The organism is Bradyrhizobium sacchari (genome assembly GCF_002068095.1).
Taxonomy (GTDB): domain Bacteria; phylum Pseudomonadota; class Alphaproteobacteria; order Rhizobiales; family Xanthobacteraceae; genus Bradyrhizobium; species Bradyrhizobium sacchari.
In genome coordinates, this window is sequence record NZ_LWIG01000010.1 from 10,120 (window position 1) to 29,549 (window position 19,430).

General features: G+C 64.0%; 18 protein-coding genes. 8 read left to right on the top strand and 10 right to left on the bottom strand.

From position 1 onward, the window contains the following. Positions 1 to 1,361 (bottom strand): cadherin-like domain-containing protein (locus A5906_RS42540; RefSeq protein ID WP_161495391.1); only part of this gene is annotated, 1,361 nt, incomplete at its 3' end. Between the two features lie 508 nt (positions 1,362 to 1,869). Between A5906_RS42540 and A5906_RS13675 the strand changes: the two genes are divergently transcribed. Together A5906_RS13675 and A5906_RS13680 are read left to right on the top strand one after the other, a co-directional pair. Continuing rightward, positions 1,870 to 2,958 carry a helix-turn-helix transcriptional regulator gene (locus A5906_RS13675; RefSeq protein WP_161495392.1) on the top strand — a complete coding sequence of 363 codons (1,089 nt, stop codon included), beginning with the start codon at positions 1,870 to 1,872 and terminating at the stop codon, positions 2,956 to 2,958. 104 nt (positions 2,959 to 3,062) lie between these two features. Continuing rightward, on the top strand, positions 3,063 to 3,443 hold the full coding sequence (locus A5906_RS13680; RefSeq protein WP_080135724.1) for a hypothetical protein: 381 nt from the start codon (positions 3,063 to 3,065) through the stop codon (positions 3,441 to 3,443). A gap of 153 nt (positions 3,444 to 3,596) precedes the next feature. On the opposite strand, the gene A5906_RS13685 is transcribed toward A5906_RS13680, so the two are convergent. After that, positions 3,597 to 3,854 carry a hypothetical protein gene (locus A5906_RS13685; protein WP_080136090.1) on the bottom strand — a complete coding sequence of 86 codons (258 nt, stop codon included), beginning with the start codon at positions 3,852 to 3,854 and terminating at the stop codon, positions 3,597 to 3,599. Between the two features lie 230 nt (positions 3,855 to 4,084). Here A5906_RS13685 and A5906_RS13690 point away from each other — a divergent pair, with 230 nt between their 5' ends. After that, on the top strand, positions 4,085 to 4,387 hold the full coding sequence (locus A5906_RS13690) for a hypothetical protein (protein WP_136615209.1): 303 nt from the start codon (positions 4,085 to 4,087) through the stop codon (positions 4,385 to 4,387). 39 nt (positions 4,388 to 4,426) lie between these two features. Here A5906_RS13690 and A5906_RS13695 read toward each other — a convergent pair whose 3' ends face one another. Further along, a complete protein-coding gene (locus A5906_RS13695; RefSeq protein WP_080135726.1) occupies positions 4,427 to 5,452 on the bottom strand; it encodes a glycoside hydrolase family 5 protein in 1,026 nt (341 codons plus the stop codon). Positions 5,453 to 5,470: 18 nt separating this feature from the next. Beyond that, positions 5,471 to 6,757 carry an O-antigen ligase family protein gene (locus tag A5906_RS13700; protein ID WP_080135727.1) on the bottom strand — a complete coding sequence of 429 codons (1,287 nt, stop codon included), beginning with the start codon at positions 6,755 to 6,757 and terminating at the stop codon, positions 5,471 to 5,473. Between the two features lie 229 nt (positions 6,758 to 6,986). Here A5906_RS13700 and A5906_RS13705 point away from each other — a divergent pair, with 229 nt between their 5' ends. Further along, entirely contained in the window at positions 6,987 to 8,123 is a 1,137-nt protein-coding gene (locus A5906_RS13705; RefSeq protein WP_080135728.1) for a GNAT family N-acetyltransferase, read from the top strand. 19 nt (positions 8,124 to 8,142) lie between these two features. On the opposite strand, the gene A5906_RS13710 is transcribed toward A5906_RS13705, so the two are convergent. Beyond that, positions 8,143 to 9,366, bottom strand: a complete 1,224-nt coding sequence (locus A5906_RS13710) for an FAD-dependent oxidoreductase (protein WP_080135729.1) — start codon at positions 9,364 to 9,366, stop codon at positions 8,143 to 8,145. A 434-nt stretch (positions 9,367 to 9,800) separates the two neighbouring features. Between A5906_RS13710 and A5906_RS13715 the strand changes: the two genes are divergently transcribed. Continuing rightward, positions 9,801 to 11,147, top strand: coding sequence for a lipopolysaccharide biosynthesis protein (locus A5906_RS13715; protein WP_080135730.1), 1,347 nt, complete (start codon positions 9,801 to 9,803; stop codon positions 11,145 to 11,147). Between the two features lie 7 nt (positions 11,148 to 11,154). Here A5906_RS13715 and A5906_RS13720 read toward each other — a convergent pair whose 3' ends face one another. Further along, on the bottom strand, positions 11,155 to 13,251 hold the full coding sequence (locus A5906_RS13720) for a GumC family protein (protein ID WP_080135731.1): 2,097 nt from the start codon (positions 13,249 to 13,251) through the stop codon (positions 11,155 to 11,157). 282 nt (positions 13,252 to 13,533) lie between these two features. Between A5906_RS13720 and A5906_RS13725 the strand changes: the two genes are divergently transcribed. The 3 genes from A5906_RS13725 to A5906_RS13735 all read left to right on the top strand — a co-directional run bounded on the left by A5906_RS13725 (position 13,534) and on the right by A5906_RS13735 (position 17,275). Next, positions 13,534 to 14,724 carry a glycosyltransferase family 4 protein gene (locus tag A5906_RS13725; RefSeq protein WP_080135732.1) on the top strand — a complete coding sequence of 397 codons (1,191 nt, stop codon included), beginning with the start codon at positions 13,534 to 13,536 and terminating at the stop codon, positions 14,722 to 14,724. 29 nt (positions 14,725 to 14,753) lie between these two features. Beyond that, positions 14,754 to 16,289 carry a glucosamine inositolphosphorylceramide transferase family protein gene (locus A5906_RS13730; RefSeq protein ID WP_080135733.1) on the top strand — a complete coding sequence of 512 codons (1,536 nt, stop codon included), beginning with the start codon at positions 14,754 to 14,756 and terminating at the stop codon, positions 16,287 to 16,289. A 125-nt stretch (positions 16,290 to 16,414) separates the two neighbouring features. After that, positions 16,415 to 17,275, top strand: a complete 861-nt coding sequence (locus A5906_RS13735; RefSeq protein WP_080135734.1) for an alpha/beta hydrolase — start codon at positions 16,415 to 16,417, stop codon at positions 17,273 to 17,275. Here A5906_RS13735 and A5906_RS13740 read toward each other — a convergent pair. From A5906_RS13740 to A5906_RS44350, 4 genes are all read right to left on the bottom strand, one after another. Further along, positions 17,272 to 17,595 (bottom strand): Rieske (2Fe-2S) protein, encoded by a 324-nt coding sequence (locus A5906_RS13740; protein WP_430642378.1) that lies wholly within the window; start codon positions 17,593 to 17,595, stop codon positions 17,272 to 17,274. The genes A5906_RS13735 and A5906_RS13740 overlap by 4 nt on opposite strands. Then, a complete protein-coding gene (locus A5906_RS13745) occupies positions 17,588 to 18,292 on the bottom strand; it encodes an ABC transporter ATP-binding protein (RefSeq protein WP_080136092.1) in 705 nt (234 codons plus the stop codon). Before A5906_RS13745 ends, A5906_RS13740 begins: the two co-directional genes overlap by 8 nt. Next, positions 18,285 to 19,067 (bottom strand): ABC transporter ATP-binding protein, encoded by a 783-nt coding sequence (locus A5906_RS13750; RefSeq protein ID WP_080135736.1) that lies wholly within the window; start codon positions 19,065 to 19,067, stop codon positions 18,285 to 18,287. Before A5906_RS13750 ends, A5906_RS13745 begins: the two co-directional genes overlap by 8 nt. Then, the coding region (locus A5906_RS44350) for a branched-chain amino acid ABC transporter permease (RefSeq protein ID WP_245326726.1) at positions 19,067 to 19,430 on the bottom strand (364 nt) is incomplete at its 5' end. The genes A5906_RS44350 and A5906_RS13750, both read right to left, overlap by 1 nt.

Here is a 19,430-nt window from a genome sequence, read left to right on the forward strand (position 1 = left end):
CTGTTGGTCGTGCCATTGTCGGTGATGGTGTAGCTGAACGAGACCGAGCTGTCGTCGTTCGAGGCCGGCGTGTAGCTCCAGGTGCCGTCACCGTTGTTGACCAGATTGCCGCTGCCCCCACTGATCTGGAGGTTGCTCGCCGTGAGCTGGTCGCCCTCGATATCAGAGGCATTGGCCAGCAGCATCGCCTGCGTGATCAGGTGCGGCCCACTGTCCTCCGCGATCGCCGCCAGCGTCACGGCGCTGGTGGTCGGCGCGTCGTTGACCGGGGTGATGTCCAGTGTGGCCGAGCCGTTCACCGTCAGGAAACCGTCGCTGACCTTGTAGCTGAACGACACCGAGGTGTCGTCGTTCAGGGCCGGCGTGTAGGTCCAGGTGCCGTTATTGTTGTTGACCAGATTGCCGCTGCCCCCACTGATCTGGAGATTGCTCGCCGTGAGCTGGTCGCCGTCGGCGTCCGAGGCATTGACCAGGAGCATGGCCTGCGTGATCAGGTGCGCACCGCTATCCTCCGCGATCGCCGTCAACGTCACGGCACTCGTCGTGGGCGCATGGTTGCCAGTGACGCCGTTGAAATCGCCCAGCGCAGCATCGTCGATCTGAATCTTGATATCGGCTTTGCCGTCTCCGGTGGTGTCGACATATAGGAAATGCGTGGACTGGTTCGGCTGCGCCGTCTCGGTCCAGACACTGTGTGCAAGCAGCGCGTTCGCTTGGCCTGCGCTGGCGTCGCTGCCATAAGCCCCCCGCCAGATCAGATGATCCGGTCCGGAGCCGGTGAGCTGCGACGTACCGCCCGCCCCTACCTGGGTGTCGGCGAGCACCGTGAAATCGATCTTGTCCTTGCCGTGTTCGAAGTTCTGGATGATGTCCCAGCCATTGGGCGAGCTCACTGGAGCGGCGCCTCCAACCGTATAGGGCGAATCGACCGCGGCGCGGTAAAGGAAGGTGTCGGTGCCGACGAGCGTGTTGCCGTTGATTCCGCCATACAGCACGTCGCCACCGTTGCCGCCGACGAGCGTCGTCGCCCCCTTGCCGCCGTGCAGAATGTCGGAACCGTTGTTTCCGTCCAGGTAGACGGTTCCGCTACCGGCCCACAGAATATCCTTGCCGTTGCCGCCGAAATACGCGTCGTTGCCCGAGCCCTTGCTGCCGTCGATCGTGTCTCCGGCATTGTTCGCGTAGATGATGGTCGCCTTGTCGTCGCTATCGATGAAGGTCTGGCTTTGATTGCCCGTGATGGTTTTCGGCGTGACGTTGGTATCGACCGTCTCGGTGCCGTCATTGTAGACGGCGATCAGAACCGTTCCGACATAGTAGGAGTAAAGGACGGTCTTGTTGCCGGGATTATTGCTGGGCATGTCAAAACTCCAATAAAAATAGGGTCACGTCAGAGGTAGCCGTGACGCGAGAAAACCATTTCAATTGCAGGAACGGCGACCGGCCGCGGCCGCCGGGCGCGCCATTGCGCAGGCGGACCATTCCCCCTGTTGCGGGCCAACGCGGTAGGCAGAAGCTCCGGGAGCCGTGGCCTGAAATTCAGCGCCAGGACAATCCCGGTTCGAAAAAAAATACGCCTGCCCCTCAACAAAGCGCTTTAACCAATAATTAGCCAAAGGCTATCGTGCGCATTTGCATTGAGGCAATAGTTGGAAAGTCGAACGTCTCGATTTTGTTCGCTCAAAATAATGCGTCTCGCTCAACGCGGAGCGGCGTATTGCGCATCATGATACCAGCTTCCGTTAAACCGCATTCCGATACCTTCGTGATTTTGGCCAAGAAAGAAAGCGCTCACCTCATCGGCCTCATCTGGATTCGCTGCACTGCGTCCGTGCCACGCGCGCGCGCAAACAGAAGATGCGCGCCCGCATGAGCACGCCGGAGAACGGCTCGATGCCGCACCTGTTGCTGGACGGGATCTCGATCGGCGCCGCGCTGTTCGATCCTCATTCAGGCCGCATCGCCTATGCGAACGACGCACTGCGAAGAACTCTACAGTATGACGCGGAAGAGCTGACCCAGCTTGCACTGCACAATCTCGTGCATCCCGAACATCACGATGCGTGGTTTGCGAACCTGAAGAATGTTCTGAACGGGGCGCCGGATCCATGCCGGTTCGAAACCCGATACCTGGCAAAGGACGGCCGCTTCGTGCGGATGAGAACCGTGCAGTCCGGCGTCAGGGGCGAATGCGGTGCAGTTGCGTGGATCAGCTGTCTGCTCGAGGAAGCCCCTGCGATGCCGGACGACATTTCGCCCACTCCCGCGGGCGTCACCATCTGGCGGTGGAGCGCGCCCGAGCATTCCGATGGAGCGGGTGCATATCGCGTGCTGGCCGGACCTGCGCCGGAATTCTCGGAGGCGACGATCGACACGTTGACGAAATCGATCCACCCCGACGATCTCGATCAGGCGCAAGCGCTGCTGCGGCGCGGGCTCAGCGGGACGGCCGGCACGCTGGCTTATCGGCACCTCAATGGCGATGGCCGTGTGCGCTGGACCCGGCAGGCGGTGAATCCGGTCAGCGAAGGCGGCGGGCCGGTGACGCACCTGATCGGAATAAGTGTCGACGTCACCGCCCAGCCGGGACGCGGCGATGCGTCCGAGAGCATGCTGCGCTTCATCCAGCACCTGCAAACCCGGTGGAACAAGCCGCTCGTCGTCGCCGATGTCGCCCGCCAGCACGGCGTCAGCCTGCGCGCCGTGCAGAAACATTTTGCCTTGCGCGGGATTACGGTTGCCGATTTCCTGAAGCGCATCCGCCTTGTCCATGCCTACGACATGCTGGCGGAGGCCGGTTCGCGGACGACCGTGACCAAGGTCTGCGCCAAATGCGGCTTCGGCAATCTCGGTCACTTTGCCCGCGACTATCGCAGCGAGTTCGGCGAGTTGCCCTCCGATACCCTGCTGCGGGCCAGGATGCGCCACCGCGCCCTGTCGCGCGACGGCAACAGGTGAACGCCAAGCGCGTCCTGGCGGCCTCACGGGAACGGCTGCGGTTTGACGCTGTTGGCGATTTTTGCTCTGTTAGCCGGTGATTTTTGCAGTCATTGGGGGAAGCGATGCGCAATTTGATGGTGAAGAGTCTCACGGCGGCCATTCTCGTCGGAGCCGGCCTGACCGGCCATCCCGGCGCAGCTACCGCCGCCGATATGGCCTTGCGGGCTTCACCGAGCGCGGTCGGCAGTTGCTCGGAGCTCGTCTTTACCTGTGAGAACGGCAGACAATATCCGCTCTGCCCGATCGCGGTGTCCGTTGCCGGTGAGGTCGTCACGGCGTCGCTGCGGACGGGTCACGCCGGCGGCGTGCATGTCCGGCTCGTCCCGATGGGAGTCGGCTATCGCTATGCCGGACCTGGCGTGTGGGTCGACGGCTTCCGGGGCAATGCCTTGATGAATTTCGGCAAGCACAGCCAGATTGCCTGCACGATCGAGGGCTACTGATCGACGGGCGCGAGCGGCGCATCGACGCAAGCGCCGCTCATGACGCAGCCCGCTAAAGCGCGATGAGATTTGGGCGAATCGTCAACGCGCTTTAGGTTATTGTTTGCGCATGATCTTTTCGGAAAACCGCTTCGCACTTTTCCGGATCATGCCTTAGCCCTTGGTGCGAACGACGGCGGCGCGCGAGCGCGGGTACATGTACGCCTTCGGACGAAGGTAGACCGGACAGTAATTGTCCCACTGGTACTGCTGCCAATTCCATTTCCAGCAGCCAGTCGCGATCTCGGGATCGGCATACCAGTTCAGCCGATACGGCTCATCGCCGAAGGGATACGGAGCGCTCTGCGCACTGGCGGGCGATGCACCCAGACAGACGACGGCGGCAATCGCAACAAGGCATGACTTGTACATGACTTTCTCCGAATATGCCGGCATAGTGCCAAATCCATACATCCCGATCAAGCTTGTAAACTTCGGCCGTCCCGGCGCTTCCTTCCTCGGCTGACCCGGCCCTCGACACGATACGACCATTCGCCTGCTTTCCAGGCCTCTATTGGAAGTCGCTGACGGACCGCAAGGCCGACAGATCATTGCAATCCAACTGCATCCTTCACTGGCCCGACGGCGCAGGCCTCATCGACATGAAACAATCGATTTCCCTCAACGCGAAGCTTCGGTGGCCCGACGTCAAGGACCATTACGTCGTCATCTATGAGGGTCATGTGATCGGTAACGTCCATAAGTCCGGAGACAACTGGTCCTGGTCGGTCACCGTCCCGATGGGCCTGCCCGATTGGTCGGCCGGCAATGCTTCAAGTCTGCACGACGGCATCAAGGCACTCGGCAACGCCTGGGCCGGCATATTGAAGTCGACGAGCCCCGAGCGCCTGCAGCGAGCCTGGGATCTCGAACGGGCAGCCGAGGCACGAAACACCCATTCTTGACGCAGCGGCTGCCCGTCAATCGAGAACGCCGCGGCCGCTTTAGCGCGGCGACGGAATCAAGGCGCGCAGGATGTCCGCCTTCCAGGCCTGGCGCGCGCTGTCGAAGGCTGCGAAATCATGGTCGAACTGCCAATAGGCCCATGACCAGCCGAGCCGGTCCGCGCTTCTCGCGACGTACGACAGGTATCTCGCGCGGCTATCGGACGGCGCACGCTCGTACACGCCGAACTCACCGAGATAAACCGGGCGATTCTCCTTCTCCGCCCAGAGACTCATCTTCCTGAAATCGGCCGCCGCCTTCGCTTCGTCATCCTGCGAACCCCAATCCAGCGGCCCGATCCGCGAAAACGTCGGAGACCACGGCGCCCCCTGATGCGTGAACCGCAAGGGCGCGTAATAGTGGAACGTGACGATGAGATTCCTGTCATCGGCCGGCAGAACCAGCTCGTCGACGGGATTCTCATCGACGTTGAGAACGGCTGCAATGACCGGCCGCGTGGGATTGGTGCGGCGGATCATGCCGAGGCATTCGTTGAGCAGCGAATTCCATTCGGCCGACGTCATGTGTCCGCCCGGCTCGTTCAAGACCTCGAAGACGAGTTTCGGATATTTGCCGGTATAGCGCTCGGCGATCTGGCGCCAGAACGCCTTCAGCTTTTCCGCGCAGCCGGCCACGTCGCTCTGGCAGACATGGGTATCGTGTTCGTCCAGGATGGGAATGAGATTGCGCGCGAGGACCTCCTCGATGACGGTATCGAGCCGCCTCAGCACGATCTCGTCCAGGACATTCCCCGCCCCCATGAACTTGAATCCGAAGAAGTTGATCCTGACATGGGCAAAGCCGGCCTTCTTGATGGCCGTCAGATTGTCCAGGCGGAACGGCACATTCCGACCGCCTTCCCAGATCCCGTCATAGCCGAGGATGTTGATGCCGCGCCCCAGTTTCGGCACGCCCTGGGAAGCGGCCTGTGCGGCGGCAAGGGATGGGACGCAGAGCGCCGCGACGAAAAGAAAGCCTGCCGCAAGGTCGAGACTCTTCGGCCAGCGAGCACGGATGACGGTCATCTGCGTCCATTCCAGAATCTAGAAATCTGCCTGTCGTACCAGCCTGCACGTCGCAAAGAAGAAGGCGACCAGCAGTACCGACGTGAACATCGTCGAGCGAAGGAATGTCGTCTCCGTGAAATTGGTCTGGAAGCTCAGAACGACAAATCCGATGATGAGAGCGCAGTGCGCCCGATCGATCGATCGGGCGGAAATCAGATGGAGCATCTTGTTGGAGAACAGAACGACGCTTCCCGTGAACAGCATGAACCCCAAAAATCCCGTCTCGATCAGGATGGCGATGTAGCCGCTGTGATAATTGTCCAGCACCCAGGTGTGGCTCTGCTCGAAATAATCGTAGATCGACGGGATGGTCCAGAACCCGTTGATCCCGAAGCCGAGCAGCGGGGCATCGTCAAAATGGCTTATGGCGTAATGCCAGATGAGGGTCCGCTCGGTAAAGTCGATGCTGGCATCGCCGATGTGGATGGCGTCGTATCCCGTCGTGTAGAAATAGAGGAACAGCGCCCCGGCCGCCAGGCACATGATGAAGGGCAGGACCGCATAGAGCCTCATGCAAGTGACCGACCACATCGAGGTCAAGAGCAGCGCGCAGGCGGCCAGCGCGACAGCGCCGGCGCCGCGCGATTCCGAGGCGAGGACGCAGGTCGACGCCAGAAGGAATGTCGCGAGGAACGCCAGCCAGCCCTGCCCCCGCATCTTCAGATAGCAGGCAAAGAACATCAGATAAGCGCCGACGAAGCCAAGCGTCTGCTTCGATTCATAGACGCCCTGCCATTGACCGCTGTGCATCCAGCTGTGGTCTATCCCGATGTCGGGAACCGCAACCGCGAAGAAGGCCGATGCGGCGACCAGGATGAAGAGGCCGAGGGCGGTGGCACCGATGATCTCGTCGATGTCGATGCGCGTGACGAGGCAGAAGGCGCCGAAGGTCGTCATCGCGAGCGCCGCACTCTTCATCAGTGCCGCGACATTCAGGCTGGACCAGAACACCGAGATGACGGCGAAACCGTAGAAGGCGACCAGCACGACCAAATCGGGGTTGAACTGCAGACGCAGGCGCGGCCGCACGAATGCGCTGGCATAGATCAAGACGCCCCACATCAGGATCGCGACGGCCTGCTGCAGATAGGTCAGCTCCGCCGGCAGCAGCCCCGTATTGAGGGTGCCCATCGAGGCAACGACATTGATGGTGATCGACCAGCGGATTGCGGCGCTGGCAATCCTCTCGATGCCAACGCTGCGCGTCTGCCAGATCGCGCTCTCGGAAATCCCGGAGTCCGCATCGCTCTGTAGGCTGGCCATGGGCCGACCTTCCTTCAACGCGGTTAATTGTTCGCTAGCGCAGGTTGATCGCCATCCAAGCCCCGGCGACCACGAGACGTTAAGAAACCGGTAACGATACGAACCGGGCTCGATGCAATAATGCAAATGATACCGCGTCGGTATCTCGACCGTCACTCCCCTGCTATAAAACAACCTTGGTTCCGGCTCGATCGACCCGTCCCGAGTGAGATGATTTCCCTGGTTACGCATGAAGACGTCTAGCAATACGTTCGATATCGCCGTCGAGCCGGCATTCGACTTTCTCTCCCCGGACTATGCAGAGCTATTCGACGGCTCGGCCGCCACCGCCTTCCAGCATCCGCTCTGGCTGCACAGCCTCTACACCAGGCTCGCCTCGCATGCCGGCGCAATCCCGCTCGTTATCGTGGCTCGTCGCCGTGCGAGCGGCGCCCTTGCGATGGTGCTGCCTCTGCTGCGGATCCGTCGCGGTCCGATACGAACCGTCGAATTCGCGGACTTGCGCGTCTCCGACTATCTGGCGCCCGTTTGCAGCCCGCAGATGTTTGCCGAACTGCTCAGGGACATGGATGCCTGTGCGGAGATCCAGCATCTCGTCCGCCCCTTCGACCTGCTCCGGATGACCAAGCTGCCGGACGGGCGGCTTCCGATCGAGAGCCTCCTGGACGCGCCCCGCCGGGCCACGATGGGCACCAATGCCTATGCGACCGTTCTCGCTGCGCCGTTCGAGCAATGGCGCGCGAGCGCGATGGATCGCTCCTATCAGAAGGAGCTCGCAAAGAAGTATCGTCAGCTCCAGAAGAAAGGCGCGCTGAGCTTCTCATGCTGCGATGACGGCGCCTCGGTCCTGAACGCGCTGGGCGTGATGAAAAAATTCCGCGGCCCGCGCTTCCAGTCGCAGGGCGACGGCGACCTGCTCCAGCGACCCGAATATTACGACTTCTATTCCGACGTCGCGGTCCGCGGTCTCGGCTCCTTCGTACGGCTCTATGCCATGAAGATGGATGGCGAGGTGATCGCCGCCGTACTTGGATTGCGCCACCGCGACAGCTTCCTCGTCATCATGAGCGCTTTCGACATCGACGGATACAAGAGCCAGTCGCTGGGTGCACTGATGTTCGAGCAGGTGGCGCGGGATTGCATCGAGCGCGGAGACCGGATGCTCGACTTCACCATCGGCGACGAGCCGTACAAGAAACTGTTCGGCGCGCAGCCCTCGCCAATGTGGACCGTCACCCAGGCCGGCAGCACTGTGGGCGCCATATCGCTGTTCGCCCTGAAGCAGGCGCCCTGGCTCAAGCTGGCCGCCAAGCGGGTATCGGAGTTCAGGATCCTGCCGACCCGTACCTCGACGCCCACACGCTGAGCGCCGGCAGGTCCGGCGCTCAGGCGCGCAGCGCGCTTCGAACCTGCGCGAGCCAGCCCGGCCGCATCTGATCGACCCGATGGGTGATGCTACGCCGCAGGAAGTGCAGCCGCCGCCGCACGTCCCAGCCGATGTCGTTGCGGGACGTCAGCGCCTGGCGGAAGCGCGCCATCTTCAACGATTGCTGGTCTGCCGCGATCTTGTCGGCATCGGCATAGAACTGCGATATCTTCTCCGCGCCCATGCCCGCAGTTGCGAGCCAGCGCGGCGCATATTCGGTGCAAAGACGCTCGACGTCCACCAGCAGGCGGGCAACGCCCGTGCCGGCCGCCGGACAATTGGTCTGGAACGCATCGCCGATGAGCACGAGTCCGGGCTGGAGATGTCCTTCGACGACGGACAGATCCATCACCCAGTTCTGGACCCGGTCCGTCACGCGGAAATCGCCGAGAAAGGACTGCAATCCCGGCAGCAACCGCAGCAGCGTCGCTTCGGTGTCCCGACGCAGGTCACGCATGACCGGATCGGTCGGATCGCGGAACATGAAGAGATTTGCCCTCATGCCGCCCCGCACCGGAAACAGGCTGAGATAATCGACGCCGTCGGAGGTCCGTTCGCCATAACAGGTCAGCGCCTCGAAATCGAACGGCGCGCCATCGCGGCGGGCGATGGTGAAGCCGAACGAGACCGAATGGCGCCCCGCCAGAACGCGCCGCCTGATGCCGAGCTTGTAACCGAGCGCTCCGGCCATGCCCGTCGCCAGAACGACAAGGCGCGCATCGATGCGGCGTCCGGAGGCAAGCACGAGATGCTGGACGTCGTCACTGGCGGTGATCGCGGCGACCTCGTCGACGATCAGGCTTGAAGGATCAGGCAGCTGGCTGCGCGCCATGGCAACGAGATCGGCATAGGGAAGCCCGTAGGCCCGGCCGACGCTGACGTCGACCACCTTGCCTTCCCTCACATTGGGCACGCGGTCATATTGGCAACCTGCGGCCGCGAGAGCATCGATGAAGCCGAGCCGGCGGAACATCTCCAGCTGGTGGCCGCCGATCTTCTCCACCCTAAACTCGTCCGGCGGGACGGCGCGCTTGTCGACAAGCGCAACGCGTTGCCCTGCCCGCGCAAGGACGGCGGCCGCGAGCGATCCCGCAAGACCAGCGCCGACGATCGCGATGTCGGCAGCGATCGTCGTAGTCTCCGCTGCTGCGATCGGCTCGGTCACGCTGCTATCCGCCGTCATCTCCAGGCTCCCACGGTTAACGGGAGTTCCACGTGCAATTATCCCGCCTGATGTCGCATCGCAGGGCCGAACGCGATCATTTCCGGAGATCGAGGTTAACGGATCGCGAGCATGATCCGTCGCGGCACGTCTCTTGCTCGGGATGATCCAGAAAACCCGACCTCCAGTCCTGTGACAGTTCAACACATGACCGATTTCCGTCAGATCAGCAGCCCGTCGCGCGGTGACGCGGCATCACGTCGCTTTCGATCGCAGCCGGCCTCTGCTCTATCTGGGACAACGGGGACGCAGGTGTTTCACGGTGAAGCAGCAGCCGCTACTTGCCGCAGATGTGATGTTTCGGGAGACCGTGCATTAACACTCGCGAATTTAGGGCATGCTAGGCTCTCATCACTCTCGCAACGGGCTTTTTCGGGCGACGCCCCGTATCTTCCATGATCGCATCCATTGTTCAGTTTCTGCGGCGTGACGTCACGCGCGGCGTCGTCGGGACCATCCTCCTCAAGGTTGGTAGCGGCGCGCTCGCGTTTGCGTTGTTCTCGCTGGCGGCACGAACGATGTCGCCGGATGGGTTCGGCATCTTTGCGACCTGGCTCTCGGTTGCCCAGATCGCGGCGGTCGTGGGGCTCGTCGGGCAGGAATCGCTCCTGGTGCGCTTCCTGAACGAGTATCGGGTGGAAGACCGACCCGATCTGACCAAGGGCGTGTTGCTGTCGAGCTTGAAGATCTCGTCCGTCGCGATGCTGATCGTGATCGGCGCAATCGCGATCGTTGCGAGCACGAGAGGCGATGGATGGCTGCTGATCGTCGCGGTGTCCGCCTACACCGCCGTGAGCGCGGGACTGATGCTCGGCAGCCAGGTCGCACGGTCGCTGGTCAGCATTCTCATAGGAGAAGGAAGCAGGGAGATCCTCTGGCGGGTCGTCGTCGTCCTGTTCCTGCTCGTCGCGTTGTTCGGCCACGGGCAGCTCGATCCTGCCGAACTGCTCGCCGTGATGACGATCGCGATGTCGATTGGTATCGTCACGCAGATCGTTGCGGTTGCACGCGTGCTGCCGGATTTCCGCGGCACGGCGGCGCATTTCGAGACGTCGCGCTGGCGATCGAGCGCGCTCCATTTCTGGGTCGCGTCCATCCTGGAGGCGGCAAACCAGTATTTCGACGTCATCCTGGTCTACTGGATGCTCGATCCGGCGAGCGCCGGAATCTATTTCGCCGCATCGCGCCTCGCCAACATCTTGGCCCTGCTGTCGGCTGCGCTGTACAGTTTCGGCGCGCGCCGCCTTCCTTCGCTGTACTTCAGCAGGAACCACCAGGAGTTCGAGCGGACGTTGCGGCTGATGGCGGAAGTCACCGCGCTGTGCGTGGTCAGCGGATTGCTCCTGATCTGGGTCGGCGGCCCCTATCTTCTCAATCTGTTTGGGCCTCACTTCGCCGCGCAGCACTGGGTCTTGATCGTGCTCGCGATCGGAACGGCCGTCCAGGCGGCGGGCGGTCCTTCTGCCGCGATCCTGCAGCTGACCGGCCACGAGCGCATCTATGTCCCGGTCGTCGCCGCGAACGTGGCGCTGCGGCTGGTCGGCTTCCTCGTCCTGATCCCCTGGCTCGGCGTGCTTGGCGCTGCGATCTCGGCGACCGCGTCGCTGGCGTTCGCGACCATCGCGCTCAACATCCTCTGCCGGCGGCGAACCGGAGTGGATCCTTCCATCTTCGTGCTTTTGCGTTTCTCGTCCTGGAAACGCGGCACCTATGCAGTGCGCGGTGCCGAGCCCGGCGAGTAGGCGCCGATCAACCGGCGAGGCCTATCACTTCGCCGCGACGCTGCGCCGATGCGCGATCAGCCGGCACATGATTGACGACGATCCCGGTCGGCACGCCACCAAAGCGCGAGAGTGCGGCAATTGCCCTGCGCATTGCGGCTGAATCGACCGCGTCTTCGCGCGCGACCAGAATGACGAGATCGGCATGCGCGGCGAGCGCCGCGGCCTCCGGCTGCAGAGCCAGCGAGGTCGCATGGACGACGATCAGATCGAACTCCGAACGAATATCATCCGCAGGCAGCGGCTCGGCGTTCCCGCTCGCGCCCAAAAGCGCATCGACGCTGCGAAAGTTCGCGATGCTCACGCCGCCGGCCTGCCCCTTGGCAAGACCGTCCCCGGCACCGCCGAGGTCAGGCTCGACCCGGATCAGGACGCTCAGCTTTCCCTTGTTCACCGCCCACCGGTTCAGCGAGCGCGCGACGGTGTTGCCGCCGGCGCGCTTGCCGACCGACATCACGAGCGCGACCTTGCACCTCGCTCCCGGCAGCTTCTCCAGCCTGTCGAGTACCGGACGCAGATGCGGTCCGAGATCGAGTTCGGCTGTCGCCGACACCGGACCTTGCCAGATGTTCCTGGGCGCGTCGCCGGGCAACAGGTCGGGAATGCGCGCCCACACCGGCGGGCGCGGCCACGCCGCGGGCTGGCGCGGCGCCGGATCGGGAGCAGGCCCCTCTTCAGCGGCCTCGGCTGATCCGCGTCCGGTCGCGGCAACGAACGCCGTCGAAGTCAGCAACGAGCCGAGCGCGAGCACGGCAAGCAGCAAAGGCAGCGGCGGAAGGGTCGAGCGCAGCGGCGGAATGGCAGGCGAAGCCACCTTGGTCTGGGAGCTCTGCAGGAGACGCTGCTCGTTGGTCGTCTTGGAGCGCGAGAGGAATTGCTCGTAGATGTTCCTGTTGGCCTCGGCGTCGCGCTGCAGCTCCTGGAGCTTTACCAGGGCCTGACCGTCGACGAGCAGCTGCGATTCAGCCGCCTTCATCTGGTTTTCGAGCGCCTTCTGCTGATCGCGCTGGGACTCGTATTCCGACTTTGCGGTGTCGATGCCCTTGGCCCGCTCGACCTCGATCTGCCTGTTGAGATCGTTCAGCTGGCTGTACGACATCACGAGATCGGGATGTCGATCGCCGAGCACCGCGCGCTTCTGCGCGATCTGGTCGTTGAGGGCCGATCGCTGGGCGCGCAACGCGCTGAGGAGATCCTGTTTGGCGGGCGCCTCGACATTCGCCTTCACGTCGCGCTGCGCCTGCTCATAGCGCGCCTTGGCCTCTTCGGTGCGGGCGCGTGCAGCGGCGACCTGCTGCGACAGCTCGGTCACGCGCAATTGCTGGGTCGTGGAATCCTTGCCGGCGTTGACGATCCTGTGCTCGAGCTTGAACGCGGCGACGGCGTCCTCCGAGGCCTTCAACCGGTCGTTCAACGTCTTGAGCCGGCTGCTCAGCCAGTCGGCAGCTTCATCAGTCGCCTCGGTTCGGATGCTTTTCTGACTCGCGACGAACGCCTCGGCGATCGCATTGGCATAATAGGCCGCCCGCTCCGATCGGTTCGAGGTGAAGCGGATGGCGATGACATAAGTGAGCCCGCGCCGGGAGATGTCGAGACGGTTGCGGAATCGCTCGAGCACGCGCGCAGGGTCGGTGTGCCCCCCGGAAATGTCGTCGTCGTCGCGAACCTTGAGCTGCTCGATCAGCGGCTTGAGGAAGCCGTCGGACTTCGCCACTTCAACCAGGCTCTGCAGCGCAGCGCTGTCCTGCCCGATGCCGGGCAGAACGTCCTGGTCCGCGGTCACGCGCTGCTCGCGGGGATCCACGACGACCAGCGCGGTCGCGGCAAAACGGACCGGGATCACCAGGAGGACGACGACGCCGAGGGCGAAGATCGCAAGAGCAAGCGTCAGGATGCGACGAGCATTGTCGCGAAGGAAAGAGAGCGCACCTGCGGCCGTGAGCAGGCTGCCAAGGCGCGTGGCCGTTCCGCTGGCCTTATCGCCCGATGCAGCCCGGGACTGCCACGACGCGGCGACACCGGTCGATCCGGAACTTGTCGGGTCTGCGCGGCGACCGAACGTCATGGACTTTACTCGGATTCAACTGGCGAACACTGTTCAGTGGCCTGCTCCACCGTAAATATCTATGGTTAATCGGCGGTTACCCNCCCGCCCCTTCCGCGATCGTCACCAATTGGTTAACGCGCTCGCGTCACGCCATGCCGCAACCGGCGGAATTTTGGCGTGATCGGCGCCTTCTGGCTGTGCGCGCATTAACTCCGTTTGTTGCTAGTCGATGTCCGCGCCGTGCTTGCATGATAGGTACGGCGTTAAGAAGGTGAACGTTTCATTAGCGGGTCGGAATCCGTGCTCCACTACCAGCCAGGCGCAGAACTGGGCGACGCACCGAAGCTGGCGTCCGCCGCGGCCGCACTCGCAAGGTCAGACAGCGGCGCAGCGATGCCGCACGTGCTTCTCGTCCAGACCCAGGCCGAGAATGCCGGCGCGCAGGAGATTTCCCGGCTGCTCGGTGCCGGGCTGTCCGCCCGCGGCTACCGCGTCACCCACCTGTTCTTCTACCGCAAGTCGGAATCCTTCGACGAACCGCCGGACACGCTCTATTGCGCATCCCGCCGGCCGGGCAATCCGCTGTCGCTGCTGCGGATGCTGTGGACGCTCAGTCGCCATATCAGGACCGTCAAACCCGATGCTGTCCTGACGTTCCAGCATTTCGGCAACGTCATCGGCGCGGGCACATCGCGCCTCGTCAGCCGTGCACCTGTCGTTGCCAACCAGGTCTCGTCCGCGCTCTCGATGAGCTGGCAGGTGCGTACCGCCGACATCGTCATGGGCAGCCTCGGCTTCTTCGACCGCATTACTCTCAACTCGCAGGACATGGAGCGCGAATATTCGCGCTATCCCGCGGCCTATCGCTCGCGCATGGTGCATGTGCCGCACGGTTTCGACGACAAGGCCCTCACCCTCTCCAAGGACGCCGCGCGGCAGAAATTCAACCTGCCGCAGGACTGCACGCTGCTCGGCTGCGCTGCGAGGCTGCACCCGCATAAGCGGCTCGATGCGGCGATCCATCTGTTGCCCGACCAGCCGTCCTGGCACCTCGCACTGGCCGGCCAGGGCGCCGACGAGGCCCGATTGCGGCAGCTGGCGGATGAGTTGAAGGTGTCGGACCGGCTGCATCTGCTCGGCGAAATCACCCCGCGCCGGATGGCGGACTTTCTCGCCTGTCTCGACGTCTTCGTGTTTCCAACGCAGGCCGAGACCTTCGGTCTCGCCGCGGTCGAGGCCGCCAACGCCGGCGTCCCCTCCGTCGTCACCGACCTTCCCGTGCTGCGCGAGGTGCTGTCCTTCGAGGGAAAGCCGACAGCGCTGTTCGTCGACGCCTCCGACCATGCGGAGCTGTCGGCGGCGGTCTCGAAACTCCTGACCGACCTGCCCTTGCGCGACGCGCTGCGACAAAACGCCAAGGGCCTGAGGTCGCGCTATTCGATAGACGCCATGGTGGAGGAATACGTTCGAATTCTCGGCCAGGTCATTTGACCTGACAGGTTGGACCAGATGGGCTCGACATGATCATCGAGTTTCGCTGTGAAATTGAGCATGCGCGGCGGTGGATGGACCGCGAGACGCTGTCGATTGACGGGCGCGATGTTCCTGTTCAAATCGCATGGACGGGAACGGCGGAGCCGCGTCCGGCAGGCCTCGACATGCTGTTCGAGCTCGAACGGTTGGTGCTGCGCAAGGGCAAGCCCAGCGGCGCCTCCAGGCTGAAGCTCACTCCGGAACGGCAGCAGGCTCGCATCGGCACCGCCGATGTGATCGTCGACTTCACCAGCACCGCGCGCGACCCGAACTGCCCTGCCCGATTGTATCTCCGTCCGCGGTTCAATGGCGCCGCCGGCGAGAACGCCGCCCTCGCCGCCATTCTCGCCGGTGACCTGCCCGTCATCGAGATCGTCAACGAGGTCGACGGAGCAATCCTCGATCGCGGTCACCCCTCCGGCGAGGTTGCAGCAGGCCTCAGCGGCGCGCTCGAAACAGTCATGGCGCGCACCCTGACCATGGTGGCGGCGATCCTGTCGGAGCGGCCACGGATCGTGCCGCAGCTTGCCCTTCCCGCCACGACGACAAACCAGCGCGGCCCCGTTGGATATGTCGCGCGTGGCCTCGCCGTATCGATCGCCAAGGAGATCTATCGCCTCTGCTGCCATGCGCCGCACTGGCACATCGGATGGCGCTTCAATGACGATGCAGGCGTGTGGCAGACGGGCGATCTGTCCGGGCCGCGCTGGAACGTGCTCGGCGATCCCGGAAACCACTTTTACGCCGATCCATTTCCCATCACCTGGCGCGGACGGACATTCGTCTTCTTCGAGGATCTCGATCATCGCGTCGGCAAGGGAATCATTTCGGCCATCGAGTTCGGCGACACCGGGCCGACCGGCGCCGTCGTGCCGGTGCTCGAAGAGCCCTGGCACCTCTCCTACCCGTTCGTGATCGAGGACGATGGCGAGTTGTGGATGATCCCGGAGAGCTCGCTCGCCGGCGACGTCGCCCTCTACAAATGCGTCCGGTTTCCCGACAAGTGGGAGCGGCACGCGACGCTGCTGTCAGGCCTCGAGCTCGCCGATGCGACGATCACGCGGCACAACGGCCTGTCCTATCTGTTCGGCGCCTGGCGCGACGGCACCGGCGGCTATTCGGATTCGCTGGCGATCTATTACGCTGAGCATCTGCTCGGCCCCTGGCTGCCGCATGCCAGCAACCCTGTCATGATCGACCGCGCCGGCACGCGGCCGGCGGGGAACTTCGTCACCACCGATGGCAAATTGTGGCGCCCGGTGCAGGATTGCACCGACGGGTATGGCGGAGGGCTGGCGCTCGCGGAAATCGTCGAGCTGTCGCCGACCACCTTCAGGCAGATTGTCCGCCACTCGCTGAAGCCCGGGCCGCTATGGCCCGGCCGGAAGCTGCACACCCTGAACCGCTGCGGCCGGCTCGAGCTGATCGACGGATCGCGGGTTCAGCCCAAGATGAGCGCCTTCGCGCGTCGATTGCCGTCGGCTGTCCTGCCACCGCGAACGAGCCCATCGACCGCCTGCTGAGCAGCAGTTCCGTCACGGATGCATTCCTCGCCTGAGCGCGAGCGATGTTCAGTTCGCGGGAGATTCGTGGCAGACAGGAGCGCGCGGCGCCGGTCCCATTCCACGGCGGGCCGCCCGGAGATTCCATGGTCAAGACCACCAGCCCGACGCATCGGCCACTCGATCCCCGCAGCAAATGGGCCGAACTGTCCCAGGCCGAACGCAGCGCCGCCTATGACAACAACGCCGCCGTCAAGAACAGCCCGGCCCTGATCGCCGAGCGCAACGAGGCGTCAAGCCGGCTGCGCGGCAGGCTGAAGACCCATCTCGATTTGCCTTACGGCGAGCGGGCAAACAACAAGATCGATCTCTACCCGGCCGCCAAGCCCGATGCGCCTTGCCTGGTGTTCGTGCATGGCGGCTATTGGCAACGCAATTCGCGCGAGCTGTTCGCCATGCTGGTCGAAGGCGTTGCCGCACACGGCTGGTCGGTTGCGCTTCCCGGCTATTCGCTGGCGCCGGAGGTGTCGCTCACCGACATCGTCGCCGAGATCCTGCGGTCGCTCGACTGGCTTGCCGCGCACGGCGCATCCCATGGCGTTGCCGGGCCGGTCATCCTGTCGGGCTGGTCCGCGGGTGCCCATCTCACCGCGATGGCGCTGAACCATCCGCGCGTCCATGCGGGGCTGGCGATATCGGGCGTCTACGATCTCGCGCCGATCCGCGATACCGGGCTCAACACCGCGCTGAAGCTGACGGAGGAGGAGATCGCCACGCTTTCGCCGCTTCGCCTGCCCGTGACGCAAAAGCGGCTCGACATCGCCTATGGCAGCAGCGAGCTGCCGGCGCTCGTGTGCGATTCAATCGATTTGCACGACAAGCGCGCCGCGGCCGGAGCGCCGGGCAGGCTCATTGCGGTCGAAGGCGCCGACCATTTCACCATTCTCGAGGCGCTGCGTCGGCCGGAGGGCGTTTTGGTGGACGCGGCACGCAGGCTGTTGGATTAAAACAGCTCCCGCGCCTCAATCCAGATTTGCCCGCCGGTGATCCGCACCGGATGGAGCCGCAATGGCGCGCTCGGCCATCCCGCCGTGATCGCTCCATCGCGCAGATCGAATGATGCCGCATGGCGAGGGCAATGCAGCCGTCCCGCCGTCACCTGCCCGAGAGCAAGGTCTGCCTGCTCGTGCGGGCACGCACGTTCGCAGACGACAACATGGCCCTCGTTCCAGATCACGAGCAGGTCGCGGCCGGCGACGCGAACGATCCCCTCGAGCTTCAGCCGGTCGAGATCACAGACAGCAATCCACCCGTCCCGGTCATCCACCGAGATAGGCCTTGCGCACATGCTCGTTCTCGATCAGCTCGGTGCCCGCGCCTGACAGCACGATGCGACCATTCTCGAGCAGATAGGCGTGGTCGCACATCTCGAGCGCGGCGAACGCGTTCTGCTCCACCAGCAGCACCGTGGTGCCGGCATCGCGAATGCCGCGGATGATCGCAAAGGTGCGCTCGACAATGTTGGGGGCGAGCCCGAGTGAGGGCTCGTCGAACATGATCAGCCGCGGCCGCGACATCAGCGCGCGCCCGATCGCAAGCATCTGCTGCTCGCCGCCGGACAGCGTGCCCGCCGCCTGCCGGCGCCGCTCTGCAAGCCGCGGAAATTCCGTGTAGATGCGGTCGCGATCGGCCGCGATCTCGCCCGAACCGCGACGGAGGTAAGCCCCCATGTCGAGATTCTCCTCGACGCTCATGTGCGGGAACACGCGCCGCCCTTCCGGACAATGCGCGATTCCGCTCGCCAGCACGCGCGGCGGCCTCGCACCGGTGATGTCGATGCCTTCGAACCGCATCTGTCCTGAGCGTGGCGGCACCAGGCCGGAAATCGCCCGCAGCGTCGTGCTCTTGCCGGCGCCATTGGCACCGATCAGGGCGACCAGCTGTCCGGCCTTCACGTCGAGCGAAACGCCGCGCAGCGCGGTAACGCCGCCATAGCCGCACACCATGTCACGGATCTCAAGCACGTCCCGCTCCATGTCCGAGATAGGCCTCGATGACGGCCGGATCGTTACGGATCACATCGGGTGTTCCCTCGGCGATGATACGGCCGTAGTTGAGCACCACGATGCGGTCCGAGACGGTCATCACCATCGGCATGTCGTGCTCGACCAGGAGGATGGTGATGCCGCGGTCGCGGATACTGCGGATCAGTTCGACGAAGCGGTGGGTTTCCGAGGCGTTCATGCCGGAGACGGGCTCGTCGAGCAGCAGCATCGACGGCTCCGCCGCGAGCGCCAGCGCAACGCCGACCAGGCGCTGCTCGCCATAGGAGAGCGAGCCGGCCGCATCGTGGGCGCGACGTTCGAGACCGACCCATTCGAGCAGCTCGCTCGCGCGCTGCCGTAAGCGGCGCTCCGAGGCACGCGCGCCCGGCAGACCGAGGATGGCGTCGAGCAACCGGACCCGGCCCTGGCGATGCAGCCCAATCAGCAGATTGTCGTAGACGGTGTCGTTGGGAAACACGCTGGTGCGCTGGAAGGTGCGGATCAGGCCGAGATCGGCGATCTCGTGCGGCTTCAATCCGGTGAGCGTGGTGCCCTGATAGGTGACATGGCCCGCGCTCGGCGTTAGGAAGCCGGTCATGACATTGAAGGCGGTGGTCTTGCCGGCGCCATTCGGCCCGATCAGGCTGACGATCTCGCCCTCGCCGACCGTAAAGCTCATGTCGGAGATCGCGACCAGCCCGCCGAAGCGGACGGCGACCCGATCGATGGTCATGGCGATGCTGCGCGCCGTCATCACGCCGGCTCCTTCGCGCCGGTCTCAGGAAGCGCCACGGGCGCGAGCGCCGTCGTCCGGCTCCGCCGCCGGATCAACCGCTGCGCCAGCGACGGCACGATGCCACGCGGCAGCACGAACAGGATCGCGATCAGCACGCCGCCATAGGCGATCCATTGCGCTTCCGGCGCCATCACCGGACGCAGCGCGACCGGCAGCAGCCCGAAGATCAGACCGCCGACGACGGGCCCGGCCAGCGAGCCCTTGCCGCCGCTGATGACCATGATCACCATGGTGACGGTGTTGATGAAGGCGAACACTTCAGGATCGATGATCCGGATGTAATGCGCATAGAGGCTGCCGGCCGCGCCGGCGATCGCGGCC

Bases quoted from the DNA above. Each gene is read 5' to 3' on its own strand.
- A5906_RS13675 (WP_161495392.1), top strand. From the start codon at position 1,870: ATGAGCACGCCGGAGAACGGCTCGATGCCGCACCTGTTGCTGGACGGG.
- A5906_RS13705 (WP_080135728.1), top strand. From the start codon at position 6,987: ATGAAGACGTCTAGCAATACGTTCGATATCGCCGTCGAGCCGGCATTC.
- A5906_RS13695 (WP_080135726.1), bottom strand. From the start codon at position 5,452: ATGACCGTCATCCGTGCTCGCTGGCCGAAGAGTCTCGACCTTGCGGCA.
- A5906_RS13690 (WP_136615209.1), top strand. From the start codon at position 4,085: ATGAAACAATCGATTTCCCTCAACGCGAAGCTTCGGTGGCCCGACGTC.
- A5906_RS13680 (WP_080135724.1), top strand. From the start codon at position 3,063: ATGCGCAATTTGATGGTGAAGAGTCTCACGGCGGCCATTCTCGTCGGA.
- A5906_RS13685 (WP_080136090.1), bottom strand. From the start codon at position 3,854: ATGTACAAGTCATGCCTTGTTGCGATTGCCGCCGTCGTCTGTCTGGGT.
- A5906_RS13720 (WP_080135731.1), bottom strand. From the start codon at position 13,251: ATGACGTTCGGTCGCCGCGCAGACCCGACAAGTTCCGGATCGACCGGT.
- A5906_RS13730 (WP_080135733.1), top strand. From the start codon at position 14,754: ATGATCATCGAGTTTCGCTGTGAAATTGAGCATGCGCGGCGGTGGATG.
- A5906_RS13735 (WP_080135734.1), top strand. From the start codon at position 16,415: ATGGTCAAGACCACCAGCCCGACGCATCGGCCACTCGATCCCCGCAGC.
- A5906_RS13710 (WP_080135729.1), bottom strand. From the start codon at position 9,366: ATGACGGCGGATAGCAGCGTGACCGAGCCGATCGCAGCAGCGGAGACT.
- A5906_RS13715 (WP_080135730.1), top strand. From the start codon at position 9,801: ATGATCGCATCCATTGTTCAGTTTCTGCGGCGTGACGTCACGCGCGGC.
- A5906_RS13700 (WP_080135727.1), bottom strand. From the start codon at position 6,757: ATGGCCAGCCTACAGAGCGATGCGGACTCCGGGATTTCCGAGAGCGCG.
- A5906_RS13750 (WP_080135736.1), bottom strand. From the start codon at position 19,067: ATGACGGCGCGCAGCATCGCCATGACCATCGATCGGGTCGCCGTCCGC.